This window comes from Clostridium gasigenes (genome assembly GCF_017348895.1).
GTDB classification, from domain to species: Bacteria; Bacillota; Clostridia; order Clostridiales; family Clostridiaceae; genus Clostridium; species Clostridium gasigenes.
Window position 1 is genome coordinate 2,967,909 of record NZ_CP071376.1, and the last position, 13,115, is coordinate 2,981,023.

The 13,115-nt window shown below is 29.9% G+C and carries 14 protein-coding genes; all 14 read left to right on the forward strand.

The genetic code is table 11. From position 1 onward, the window contains the following. The first annotated feature begins 1 nt into the window (after position 1). The 14 genes from J1C67_RS13810 (at position 2) to J1C67_RS13875 (ending at position 13,115) form a co-directional block, all read left to right on the forward strand. Positions 2 to 622 carry a hypothetical protein gene (locus tag J1C67_RS13810; protein ID WP_167867306.1) on the forward strand — a complete coding sequence of 207 codons (621 nt, stop codon included), beginning with the start codon at positions 2 to 4 and terminating at the stop codon, positions 620 to 622. A gap of 225 nt (positions 623 to 847) precedes the next feature. Continuing rightward, positions 848 to 1,255, forward strand: coding sequence for a hypothetical protein (locus tag J1C67_RS13815; RefSeq protein WP_089971261.1), 408 nt, complete (start codon positions 848 to 850; stop codon positions 1,253 to 1,255). Between the two features lie 163 nt (positions 1,256 to 1,418). Further along, positions 1,419 to 2,015 carry a Holliday junction branch migration protein RuvA gene (gene ruvA, locus J1C67_RS13820; RefSeq protein ID WP_167867305.1) on the forward strand — a complete coding sequence of 199 codons (597 nt, stop codon included), beginning with the start codon at positions 1,419 to 1,421 and terminating at the stop codon, positions 2,013 to 2,015. 9 nt (positions 2,016 to 2,024) lie between these two features. Continuing rightward, complete coding sequence (gene ruvB, locus J1C67_RS13825) at positions 2,025 to 3,053, forward strand: Holliday junction branch migration DNA helicase RuvB (RefSeq protein ID WP_089971269.1); 1,029 nt, start codon at positions 2,025 to 2,027, stop codon at positions 3,051 to 3,053. A 12-nt stretch (positions 3,054 to 3,065) separates the two neighbouring features. Next, positions 3,066 to 4,091 (forward strand): tRNA preQ1(34) S-adenosylmethionine ribosyltransferase-isomerase QueA, encoded by a 1,026-nt coding sequence (queA, locus tag J1C67_RS13830; protein ID WP_167867304.1) that lies wholly within the window; start codon positions 3,066 to 3,068, stop codon positions 4,089 to 4,091. A gap of 81 nt (positions 4,092 to 4,172) precedes the next feature. Beyond that, on the forward strand, positions 4,173 to 5,315 hold the full coding sequence (gene tgt / locus J1C67_RS13835) for a tRNA guanosine(34) transglycosylase Tgt (RefSeq protein WP_167867303.1): 1,143 nt from the start codon (positions 4,173 to 4,175) through the stop codon (positions 5,313 to 5,315). Positions 5,316 to 5,469: 154 nt separating this feature from the next. Further along, the gene (gene yajC, locus J1C67_RS13840) at positions 5,470 to 5,748 is read left to right on the forward strand and encodes a preprotein translocase subunit YajC (protein WP_089971277.1); all 279 of its coding nucleotides are present in this window, start codon (positions 5,470 to 5,472) and stop codon (positions 5,746 to 5,748) included. 51 nt (positions 5,749 to 5,799) lie between these two features. Further along, on the forward strand, positions 5,800 to 6,168 hold the full coding sequence (locus J1C67_RS13845) for a TIGR04086 family membrane protein (RefSeq protein ID WP_089971281.1): 369 nt from the start codon (positions 5,800 to 5,802) through the stop codon (positions 6,166 to 6,168). 200 nt (positions 6,169 to 6,368) lie between these two features. Continuing rightward, positions 6,369 to 7,643 carry a protein translocase subunit SecD gene (gene secD / locus J1C67_RS13850; protein WP_167867302.1) on the forward strand — a complete coding sequence of 425 codons (1,275 nt, stop codon included), beginning with the start codon at positions 6,369 to 6,371 and terminating at the stop codon, positions 7,641 to 7,643. Then, positions 7,636 to 8,508: a protein translocase subunit SecF gene (gene secF, locus J1C67_RS13855; RefSeq protein ID WP_167867301.1), complete on the forward strand. Its 873-nt coding sequence runs from the start codon at positions 7,636 to 7,638 to the stop codon at positions 8,506 to 8,508. Before secD ends, secF begins: the two co-directional genes overlap by 8 nt. Before the next feature lie 191 nt (positions 8,509 to 8,699). Continuing rightward, positions 8,700 to 9,554, forward strand: a complete 855-nt coding sequence (locus J1C67_RS13860; RefSeq protein WP_089971290.1) for a DHH family phosphoesterase — start codon at positions 8,700 to 8,702, stop codon at positions 9,552 to 9,554. A gap of 44 nt (positions 9,555 to 9,598) precedes the next feature. Continuing rightward, positions 9,599 to 10,117: an adenine phosphoribosyltransferase gene (locus J1C67_RS13865; RefSeq protein ID WP_089971303.1), complete on the forward strand. Its 519-nt coding sequence runs from the start codon at positions 9,599 to 9,601 to the stop codon at positions 10,115 to 10,117. A gap of 168 nt (positions 10,118 to 10,285) precedes the next feature. Further along, positions 10,286 to 12,475, forward strand: coding sequence for a RelA/SpoT family protein (locus J1C67_RS13870; RefSeq protein ID WP_089971306.1), 2,190 nt, complete (start codon positions 10,286 to 10,288; stop codon positions 12,473 to 12,475). 40 nt (positions 12,476 to 12,515) lie between these two features. Further along, entirely contained in the window at positions 12,516 to 13,115 is a 600-nt protein-coding gene (locus J1C67_RS13875; protein ID WP_167867300.1) for an MBL fold metallo-hydrolase, read from the forward strand.

The following is a 13,115-nucleotide window of genomic DNA, read 5'->3' on the forward strand; positions in this document are numbered from 1 at the left end:
AATGAATAGTATAGAAAATAATAACAACAATAATAATGAAAAAAAACCAGTAGATAAAAATAGAATGGCAAAAGTGTTATCAGCTATAGCTTTTTTAGCAATACTTTTTTGTGGAACTTATTTTATCACTGATTATTTTAATAGTCCAAGTAAAACAAGTGCTGAAGATGATGAAAGTGGAAAGGTTGTTCTTAATCAAACACCTCAAGCTTTAAAAGACGATACAATAGTTATATTAAAAACTAAAGATAATATTGATAGTGAAAAAAAAATATCTGAATTAAAAGCTGAATTAGGATTAACTGGTGAAGTTACAAAGGAATCTTTAGCGAAAGCTTTAAAAACTAAAGGATATAGCGGTGGTGAAATAAACGAAGATAAACTAGTTTTTAATAGACAAAGTGAACATGTTTTAATTCCAAATAAATTTTATTTAGGTGAAAAGGATGGGATGCTAGCTATATTTAAAACAGATGAGAATGGTAAGCCAAATGATATTTATGTGGGTGAAGCTCCTATAAATATTCTTCCAGAAGTAAATCAGCAATCATTAAGAAATTTTGAAAAATATTATGATACTGAAGAAGAAGCACATATGAGGTTAACCGCATATACATCATAGAAAAAGGTTTGAATTCAGTATAAATGAAGATGTACAAATTCAATATAATAAAGAAACAGAGGAATCTAATGTTAAAAGTAGAATTCTCTGTTTTTGTCATATTTAAGGTATAAATATTTTAAGTTAGTAATATTAATTTTTACCAAGTTACATTTGGAGTAAACTAAAAGAAAAAAGGGAATAAATAAAATGTAAAAAGATTTCATTTATTGAGGAGGAATTATTATGAGCCTAAGTCCATATAATGAATTTATTTTAGTTATGCCAAGTGGAGCCGCAAAAGGGTTTAATGATTTAGATTTAGCGAAAGCATGTATAAATCTATATTATGAAAATAAAATTAAAGAGTATTCTAAGGAAGAAGAATATAATGATTCACAAGAAATGGTTGGTGAAACTAGGTTAAACATTTGTCAACACTTAGGAGTGGAGGAAGGCGAATGTATAGTTTATTATTTAGAAGATTTTTTAGAGAAGCTAAGAGAAGAATTGGTTTTTGATGAAGAAAAAGAAGAAGTTATATCTAAACTATTAAAAGAAAAAATAGATTTTAATATATATAATTTAGGATTAGATGTAATTTTACATGATGTGAAAACTGTTGATATGATAGAACCTTTTGGAGAAATGTAAAAGTGAAATTATGATTAATGGATTTGAAAGAAAATAACAAGACAGCTTGACTTGTTATTTTTTTCTTTTTCTTTAAATCACTAATTTTGTAATGGTTGAATTATTTGGGGTATAATGATAAAATATAGTGTAGATTTACTTTGAACAGTGGAGGAAAAATAGTATGTATGAATATATAAAAGGAAAGTATATAGGTATAAATAAAGATTATGTAATTGTTGAAAATAATAGATTTGGATATAAAATTTTTACTTCAGGAGCAACAATGTCCTCCATGCCTAAAATTGGAGAAGATGTTTTATTATATCTTGAACAAATAGTAAGAGAAGATTTTATAGGTCTTTATGGGTTTGATTCAAAAGAGGAACTTCAGATGTTTAAAATGCTTATAGGGATTAATGGGGTTGGAGCTAAAGCAACTTTATCATTATTATCAATAAGTAGAATAAATAATTTAAAATATTCAATACTGATGGGTGATGAAAAACATCTTTGCAGAGCTCCAGGAATAGGAAAGAAAACAGCTGGTAGAATTATTTTAGAGCTTAAAGATAAATTAAAACCAGATGAATTAGTTGAAGGCGTGGAAGGCTTTGAGAATATAGATGCAAGTTATGCAAGCGTTATAAGCGAAGTTTTAGGAGCATTACTTGCACTTGGATATTCAGAAAAAGAAGCAGAAAATGCTTTAAAGAAGGTTGATAAGACTGAAACATTGGAGAGTATGATTAAAAGTTGTCTTAAAGTTTTAATGGGATAGGGGTGAGTTATGGAACGAATTATAACCCAATCAGAAATACTAGATGATGTAAATAATGAATTAAGTTTAAGACCTCAGAGATTAAGTGAATATATAGGACAAGATAAAGTTAAAGAAAGATTGAATATATTTATACAAGCTGCAAAAACAAGGGGAGAAGCTTTAGATCATGCCCTTTTATATGGACCACCAGGCCTTGGGAAAACAACTCTTGCAAATATTATCGCAAAAGAAATGGGTGGAGAACTTAAAATAACCTCAGGGCCTGCAATCGAAAGAGCAGGAGATTTAGCAGCTATACTTACAACGTTAAAAGATAATGATGTTTTATTTATAGATGAAATTCATAGGTTAAACAGAAGTATTGAAGAAATACTATATCCTGCAATGGAAGATTATGTGCTAGATATAGTTATTGGTAAAGGTGCAGCAGCTAAATCTATTAGATTAGACCTATCAAAGTTTACTTTAATAGGGGCAACTACTAGAATTGGAATGTTAACAGCCCCTTTAAGAGATAGATTTGGCGTTTTATGTGATATGCAATACTATACAGATGATCAATTAAAAGAAATAATTATTAGATCTTCATTTGTTCTAGGATGTGATATTACAGAAGAGGGTGCTATTGAAATAGCAAGAAGATCAAGAGGAACTCCAAGAATTGCAAATAGACTTCTAAAAAGAGTGAGGGATTATGCTCAAGTTTATTCAGAGTCATTAATTAGCTTTAAAGAAGCAAAAGCAGCTTTAGAAATGCTAGAAGTTGATGCAGAGGGATTTGATAGAGTTGATAATAAAATTTTAGAATCTATTATAGATAATTTCAATGGAGGTCCTGTTGGGATAGAAACATTATCTTATTTTATAGGCGAGGAACTGGGAACTCTAGAGGATGTTTATGAGCCGTATCTTCTTCAAAAAGGTTTTATAATAAGAACATCAAGAGGGAGAGTGGCAACAGATAAGGCTTATGAGCATTTAGGAAAAATAAAAAGTAAAAAGATAGAAACACAAGAAAACTTTTTTGAAAGTTAGGAGAGAGTAAATATGAAAGTAAGCGATTTTGATTTTGAGCTACCTCAAGAATTAATAGCTCAACATCCATTAGAAAAAAGAGATTCTTCAAGATTAATGGTTTTAGATAAAAAGACTGGAGAGTTAAATCATAAAAGTTTCCATGATATTTTAGAATATTTAGGTTGTGGAGATACTCTAGTATTAAATAATACTAGAGTAATGCCGGCAAGATTAATAGGCGAAAAGGAAGAAACAGGTTCCAAAATAGAATTTCTTCTTCTGAAAAGAATAGAAGGAGATAAATGGGAATGTCTTGCAAAGCCAGGTAAGAGAGCTAAAATAGGGCAAAGGTTCATATTTGGAGATGGCAAGCTTAAATGCGTGGTTGTAGATATAGTTGAAGAAGGAAATAGAATAATAGAATTTTCTTATGAGGGTATATTTGAACAAGTTTTAGATGAACTTGGGGAAATGCCACTTCCTCCATATATAACAGAGAGGCTAGAGGATAGAGAAAGATATCAAACTGTTTATTCTAAAGAAGAGGGATCAGCGGCTGCGCCAACAGCTGGGTTACACTTTACCCAGGAACTATTAAAAGAAATTAAAGCTAAAGGTGTTAATATAGCTTATTTAACACTGCATGTAGGTCTTGGAACTTTTAGACCAGTAAAGGTTGAAAGTACAGATGATCATGTAATGCATTCAGAATTTTATTCCTTAACAAAAGAAGATGCTGATTTAATTAATGATACAAAAAGAAAAGGAAATAGAGTTATTTCTGTTGGGACAACTTCTACAAGAACATTAGAAACTATTGGTGACGAAAATGGATTTGTAAAAGAAGATAGTGGATGGACTAATATATTTATATATCCAGGTTATAAATTTAAAGTAATAGATGCACTAATTACAAATTTCCATTTGCCAGAATCAACATTAATAATGTTAGTTTCTGCATTGTCAACTAAGGAAAATGTTATGAATGCATATAATGAAGCAGTAAAGGAAAAATATAGATTCTTCTCTTTTGGAGATTCAATGTTTATACAATAGTTAATCATCTGAAAAAATAATAGACCAATTTTCTAGTCTATTATTTTTTCAAGTGCTAAAATACAAAAGGAAGTGAAGTTTTTGAGTAAAAAGAGATATACATTATTAAAAAAAGAAGGAAAAGCAAGAAGAGGTAGATTTGAAACACCTCATGGAACTATAGAAACACCAGTATTTATGAATGTTGGTACACTGGCAGTTATAAAAGGTGCGGTATCATCAATGGATTTAAAGGAAATAGGATGCCAAGTTGAACTTTCAAATACTTATCATCTTCATTTAAGACCATCAGATGAAGTTGTTTATAAGCTAGGTGGATTACATAAATTTATGAATTGGGATAGACCAATATTAACAGATTCAGGTGGATTCCAAGTTTTCTCACTTGCAGGAATGAGAAAGATAAAAGAAGAAGGTGTTTATTTCTCATCTCATATAGATGGTAGGAAAATATTTATGGGACCAGAAGAAAGTATGCAAATACAAAGTAATTTAGCATCAAGTATAGCTATGGCTTTTGATGAGTGTATTCCAAATCCATCAACTAGAGATTATGTAGAAAAATCAGTAGAAAGAACTACAAGATGGCTTGAAAGATGTAAAGTGGAAATAGATAGATTAAACGAACTTCCACAAACTATAAATAAAGAACAAATGCTATTTGGGATCAACCAAGGTGGATGTTATGATGATATAAGGATAGAACATGCTAAAACTATTACTAAAATGGATTTAGATGGGTATGCAATTGGAGGCCTTGCAGTTGGTGAAACACACGAAGAAATGTACAAAGTAATTGATGCTGTTGTACCGCATCTTCCAGAAGATAAACCAATATATTTAATGGGTGTTGGTCTTCCAAGTAATATTTTAGAAGCTGTTGAAAGAGGTGTAGATTTCTTTGACTGTGTATTACCTGCAAGAAACGGAAGGCATGGGCAGGTATTCACTAAGAATGGAAAAATAAACTTAAGGAACGCTAAATTTCAATTAGATGCAACTCCTATAGATGAAGGTTGTGAATGCCCTGCATGTAAGCACTATACAAGAGCTTACATAAGACATATGTTTGTAGCAAAAGAAATGCTTGCAATGAGACTATGTGTTCTGCATAACTTATATTTCTATAACAAATTAATGGAAGATATAAGAGCGGCTTTAGATAATGGTTGCTTTAAGCAATTTAAGGCGCAAAAATTAAAAGAATGGGATGGCAGAGCTTAAGGAATTTGAAAGTAAGTTCTATTGTTTAAAATAATTGACAATACTATGTAAGTAATATAACATTAATTAAGCATTGTAAAATAAGGAATTTGAAAAAACTAGTCAAAGATTCTTAATGATCTTTGGACTAAACAAGGAAGGGAAGGGTTCATATATGGATTTAAAGTTAATAACAACCTTTGTACCAATTGTATTAATGTTCGGGCTTATGTATTTATTACTTATACTACCTGAAAAAAAGAGAACAAAAAAATATAATGAAATGATGTCATCATTAAAAGTTAATGATGAAGTTTTAACAAGAGGCGGAATAATGGGTAGAATAGTAACTTGTGAAGAGACTTATTTTGTTATAGAAACAAGTACAGCAAGAACAAAATTAAAGATTTCAAAGAATGGAATAGCAAGTAAAATAAATAAAGATGTAGAATAAGAATAATACCTCTAGATACCTCATAAAATGAAGTGTCGGGGGTGTTTTTTTATGGAAATAAAAGATTTTTCAAAAAATATTATTAAAGGAGTGCTATATGCACTTGTTATATCAATTGTATTTAATTTAATATTTTCTATTGTTATGACTAAAGTTGATTTTAGTGAAACTGTATTAAATGTAATTTACGTTGTAATATCATGTGTAGCTTTAGTTATCGGAGCAATTGTTGCAGCAAAATCTCAAGGTAGTAAAGGGTGGATGATTGGGCTCACAGTTGGAACTATTTATTACATAGCTTTATACCTAATATATATTCTTTTTGGTGGGGAGGCTCATCTTGGTATGTATGAATTCTATAGATTTCTAATGTCTATAGGGGTTGGAACTTTAGCTGGTATGCTTGGTATTAATTTATAATTTAGACATCTTAAAAAAATAAGAAGTTAAGAACTTGAAAATTAAGTTCTTAACTTCTTATTTTTTAGGCCTTTTTTTAGAAATATGTGTATAGGTTGCGATAATACTACAATAAAATTTTTAATTTTTACAATGAGTATTGAAATTAGTTAACATAAGTAATATAATTTATAGTGAAAACGTAACAGAGGGGGAAGACAATGAAAGCACAAAGCAAACATAAACATAAACGTAAAAGCGCAATAATATTTATACTATGTGTCGTTGCTATATTTTCATTAGCATTTATAGGCTTCAAGGGGTTTAAAATAGCAGGATATGAGTTCAAATCATTTGATAAGGTAATAACAAAGGGCTTGGATCTTCAAGGTGGAGTTTCTGTACTTATGGAAATTAAAGATGAAGATGTGAAAAAAGAAGATTTAGAAAAGACAAGACAATTGTTAGCGCTTAGAGTTAACAAGCTTGGAGTATCAGAAACAACTGTTACAACAGAAGGTCAAAAAAGAATAAGAGTAGATATTCCAGGAGCTTTCGATTCAAGTGATATAGTTAAGAATTTAACTAAATCCGGAAAATTAGAATTTAAAGATTCAGAAGGTAGTGTTGTTTTAGAAGGTAAAGATGTATCAAAAGCAACAGCTATATTAGATAATCAAACAAATAAACCTGTTATATCTTTAGAATTAAATGATGACGGAAAAGGAAAGTTTGCAGAAGCAACAGGAAATAATATAGGAAAGAAAATTACAATATTTATGGATGAAGACGAAATATCAAGTCCAGTAGTTGAATCAAAAATTGCAGATGGAAAAGCGATTATATCAGGAAGTGAAAATCTTAAAGAGGCTCAAAATACAGCAAGCCTTATTAATTCAGGAGCACTTCCAGTTGCCCTAGAATCTGTATCAGTTAAAAATGTAGGAGCTCAGCTTGGTGCAGAAGCATTACCAAATGCATTGAAAGCAGGTGCTGTAGGTATAGCACTAATCTTCATGTTTATGATAGCGTATTACAGAGTACCAGGATTAATAGCAAGTATTGCATTAGTAGCATATGTTACTTTAGTATTATTAATATTTGTAGAAGTAGGGGCAACACTAACATTACCAGGTATTGCAGGGTTCTTGTTAACCATTGGTATGGCAGTAGATGCGAATGTATTAATATTTGAAAGAACCAAAGAAGAATTATCTAAAGGTATATCAATAAAAAGTGCAATTAAAAAAGGTTTTGAAAATGCAGCATCATCAATTATAGATTCAAATGTAACTACAATAATAGCAGCACTTGTTTTATATTTTGTAGGAACAGGAGCAGTTAAAGGTTTCGCAGCAACTTTAATGATAGGTGTATTTGTAAGTATGTTTACAGCGTTAGTAATTACAAAAAAACTAATTAACTTATCAGTTGAAATGGGATTCTTAAAAAATATTTCTCAATTTAGAGTTAAAGGGGGATCTAAAGATGCTTAGAATAATAGAAAAGACTAAAATATGGTTTGCATTCTCCCTTATAATTATAGTAATAGGACTAGGATTTATTTTTACTAGAGGTCTTAACTTTGGAATAGACTTTAAGGGCGGTACACAAGTTGTAGTGGAAATGGAAAAAGACTTTGATAAAGAAGAAGCTGATGTAATAGTTAAAAAATATGCAGAAGATGCATCAACTAATAAAATAGAAAAAACTCAATATGAAATAAAATCTAAAGATTTACCAACAGAAAAGGTTTCAGAATTATTTTCAGAATTAAAAAAGACTTATAATTTAGAAGGAACTACACCACTTTCAGAAGGTTCAATTGGTGCATCAGTTGGTAAGGAATTAACTAGAAATTCATTAGTTGCACTAGGAATAGCATGTATAGCTATGCTAATATATATTCAAATTAGATTTGAAATGAATTATGGTATTGCTGCACTTGTAGCATTAGTACATGATGTGTTAATTACATTAAGCGTATTTGCCATATTTTATATTCCAGTTAATACACCATTTATAGCAGCTATATTAACTATAATTGGTTATTCAATAAACGATACTATAGTTATTTTTGATAGAATGAGAGAAAATTCTAAAAATATGAGAAGATCTACGCCAGAAGTAATTGCTAACGTAAGTTTAACTCAAACAATGGGCCGATCAATTAATACTACATTAACAACATTATTTTCTATAGTAGCTGTTAATATATTTGTGCCTACAGTAAGAGAATTCTCATTCCCATTAGTTATAGGTATTGCCTTTGGAGCATATTCTTCAATATTTATTGCATCACCAGTATGGGTTATTTTAAAGAAAAAAGTAAAAAAGAAAAATGTGGTTGAAACAGCTTAATGTAGATAAGGGAGCTAAAAGTTGTGAAGTTCCCCTAATTAAAAGAAGATATTTTAAGCTTGGAAGCTCGCTATAATGTTAAACCTCCATAATAATTTGGAGGTTTACTATTTTTCTAAAGAAAACATTTGAAAGATGTAACTTTATACATTATAATATACCTGTTTTCTTATTTTATGGAGGAGTTTATCATGCGCAAGTTTTGGGAGAGTATTTATAGTCCAAATTATATAACCGGATATAATCCCTTTATACTTAAGGGGATGAACAAAGCAATTGAACGTATGGTAAAAGCAATAAATAACAGAGAAAAAATAGTTATTTATGGTGTGCCTGACGTAGATGGAATATGTGCAATATCGTCATTAATTTTAGTTTTAAGGTATTTAAATGCAGATATAGAATACATAATTCATGATAATAGCCAAAAAAACTCTGGAATAACGTCTAAAGATATAATTAATAATGTTGATTTTTTAGGGGGCCAGCTTTTAATTACCCTAGGAATAGGCCTTAGTTCCATAGAAGAGGAGTCTCTTTGCAACGAACTTGGTATAGAATTAATGGTTTTGGATAATAAAAATATTAAAGAAAATCATAATTACATATATATAAATCCAAATCAAAAGGGTTGCCAATACAGATATAAAAATTTATCAGTAAGTGGTTTAACTTTTAAACTAATGCAAGCAATTGCAATATACTATAATATTAAAAGTATTAACAAATACTTGGATTTAATATTAATAGGAGCACAGTGGGCAGAGGTTCCTTTAAAAGGTGAAAATGGAGTTATATTAAAAGAAGGCAGAAAGTTTTTAATAAATACAAATAATTATGGTTTAAGAGCAATAATGGAATATTACTCTATAATAGAAATGGATAATGAATGTATATTAAAGATAATTGAGGTTATTACACCTATAATTAATGCAGTCAGAATGATGGATAATGCTCGTATTATTATTGAATTATTAACTACTGATAAAAAAGAAAGAGCAGAGCAAATAACGAAATATTTAAACCAATCAAAGATAACTATATAATTTAATTATATAGTTTCTAATTTCTAATAGATGGAGGAATTAATATGGATTTAAAAGATAAGATAAGAATAATTGATGGGTTTCCAAAACCAGGAATAAGCTTTAAAGATATTAGTACTGTAATTGCTGATGGAGAGGCTTTAAGATATTCTATAGATGAAATAGTTAAACACTTACAGGACAAAAAAATTGATTTAATAGTTGGACCAGAAGCGAGAGGGTTTATTTATGGAGTGCCAGTTGCTTATGCAATGGGAATTGGATTTGTTCCAGTAAGAAAGCCAGGTAAGTTACCAGGTGAAACAGTTTCAGTAAAATATGAACTTGAGTACGGCAGCGATGAATTACAAATACACAAAGATGCAATTAAAAAAGGTCAAAGAGTTGCTATTGTAGATGATTTGTTAGCAACTGGTGGAACAATAGAAGCTGTGGCGAGACTTGTTGAAATGGTTGGAGGAGAAGTTGTTACATTAGATTTCGCAATAGAATTAACAGAGTTAAATGGAAGAGGAAAGCTTGGAAGTTATGAAATAATGTCATTAGTACAATATGATATCTAATATTAGACATTTTTTAATAAAAAATCCTAAGAATCTTTCAGTTGTTATTTTTTAAGGATGACTTATTGAAAATACTAACTAAATAGGATATAATTAAGGAAAATGGCTGGTTTTTTAACCAGCCTTTGATTTTAGAATTTTAATGTATCCAAAGGAGAGTAGTCCATAATGATAGAGAACCTGCTTGAAAAAATAAAAGAAAATTGTAACAATGTTGATATTAGTGTTGTTAAGAGTGCCTGTGACCTGGCAACGGAAGCTCATAATGAGCAAAGGCGTGAATCAGGAGAACCTTATGTTATACATCCAATAGATGTTGCCACCATACTCGCAGAAATGGGTATGGATACTAGTACGATAGTAGCAGGGTTACTACATGATGTTATTGAGGACACTCACTATACTTATGAAGACATAAGTGAAATGTTTAATGAAGAAGTAGCTAATCTAGTTCAAGGTGTTACAAAGCTTGGAGAGATAGAATATAAGACAAAAGAAGAACAACAAGCGGATAATGTGAGGAAAATGCTTCTTGCTATGGCTAAAGATATAAGAGTTATTATTATTAAGCTAGCAGATAGATTACATAATATGAGAACACTTAAATTTATGACCGAAGAAAAGCAAAAGCAAAAGGCGAAGGAAACATTAGATATTTATGCGCCGCTGGCACATAGACTTGGGATGTCTAGAATTAAATGGGAACTTGAAGATCTTTCTTTTAGATATTTACATGAAGAAGAATATTATGATTTAGTAAAACAAATAGCAGAAAAAAGAGTAGAAAGAGAAAGTTACATAGAAGATATTACAAAAGATTTATACAATAGATTAGAAGATTCAGGAGTAGATTCGGACATAGAAGGAAGACCAAAGCATTTTTATAGTATTTACAAAAAGATGGTTAGTAAAAATAAGAGCATAGAACAAATATTTGATTTAACTGCAATAAGAATTTTAGTTAATTCAGTAAAGGATTGTTATGGTGTGTTAGGTATTGTACATACAATTTACAAACCTATTCCTGGACGATTTAAAGATTATATTGCTATGCCAAAACAAAATATGTACCAATCATTGCACACTACTGTTATAGGGCCACAAGGAAAAACTTTTGAAATACAAATAAGAACCTTTGAAATGCATAAAACAGCTGAGTATGGTATTGCAGCCCATTGGAAGTATAAAGAAGGTGATACTCATGAGGATAAAGATAAAGATAAGGGCTTTGGAAATAAACTCGTTTGGCTTAGAGATATGCTTGAATGGCAAAAAGAAACCTCAGATGCAGAGGAGTTTATAGAAGGATTTAAAATAGATTTATTCACAGATGAGATTTTCTTATTTACTCCTAAAGGGGTTGTCTTAAATCTGCCAAATGGAGGAACTCCAATTGACTTTGCATATATAATACATACTGATGTAGGAAATAGATGTGTTGGAGCAAAGGTTAATGGGAAAATAGTTCCCTTAGACTATAAACTTAAAACTGGTGAAATAGTTGAAATTTTAACAGCGAAAACAGCAAAAGGTCCTAATATGGATTGGTTAAATATTGCGAAGAGTAATCAAGCTAAAAGTAAAATTAGACAATGGTTTAAAAAGCTTAAAAAGGAAGAAAATCTTTGCAAGGGTAAAGAAATTTTTGAAAAAGAGCTTAAAAAGCAAGGTGTAATTTATTCGGAAATTTCAAAAGGCGAAGTTTATGAGAGAATAATAAAAAGAAATAACATTCATAGTATGGATGATTTATATTCAACAATAGGAGTTGGATTATTATCTGCATCAACTTATATTTCAAAATTGAAAGAAGATAATATAGTTGAAAAAGAAAAGCCAACGCAAGAAGAAGTAATTAAAACTATTGATGAACATATATCAAAAAATGAAAAAGATACTAAAACTAACAATTATGGTATTACAGTTAAAGGACTAAATAACCTTATGGTTAGATTTGCAAGGTGTTGCAATCCAGTACCAGGTGATAATATAGAAGGTTATATTACAAAAGGTCGAGGAATATCTGTTCATAGAAAAGATTGTAGTAACCTTAAAGCCTTAATTGAATATGATAAGGAAAAAGTTGTAGATGTATCTTGGGGAACACAACAAGGCGCAGGGTATGTAGCTGAAATACAAGTTGAAGCAGAAGATAGAATGGGAATATTATCTGATATTATGATGATAATAACAGAGACAAAGCTACATTTAAATGCTTTAAATGCAAAATCATCAAAGGGAAATATTGCAGTTGTAAATATAAAGATTAAAATAAATACTGTAGAGCAACTTAAAGAAATTATTAAAAAAATAAGAAGATTAAATGGTGTCATAGATGTTTATAGAATGAACAATTAGATATTGAAAGTAAGAAGACTTTTAATTTTAGGAGGATATTATGATTATAAAGGTAATACCAGCAGGCCCACTACAGACTAATTGTTATATAGTAATGGATGAAAAAGTAAAAGAAGCTATAGTTTTAGATCCAGGTCAAGATCCAGATTTGATAATTAGAGAAATAGAGTCTCTTAATTGTAAAGTTTCAGCTATTTTATTAACTCATGCTCATGCAGATCATGATGATGGCGTTGTTGATGTTAAAAATAAATATAATGTGCCAGTTTATATGAATAGAGAAGAAGAAAAATATATGGATTTAGATAGTTCTGTATATGGCAAATTACCTAAAATATATGATTTTATAGAAGATGGAGATATATTAAAGGTTGGAGACCTGGATATTAAGTGTATCCATACTCCAGGTCACACTAAAGGTGGGATGTGCTTCTTAATAGAAGACAAAGTCTTTACAGGTGATACTTTATTCCAAGGTTCTATTGGAAGAACAGATTTTATAGGTGGAGATTTTGACGAAATAATAAAAAGTATAAATGAAAAGCTTCTTATTCTTGAAAATAATGTAGAAGTTTATCCAGGTCATGGACCAAAATCTACAATAATATTTGAAAGAACGAGAAATCCTTTCCTAGCATAA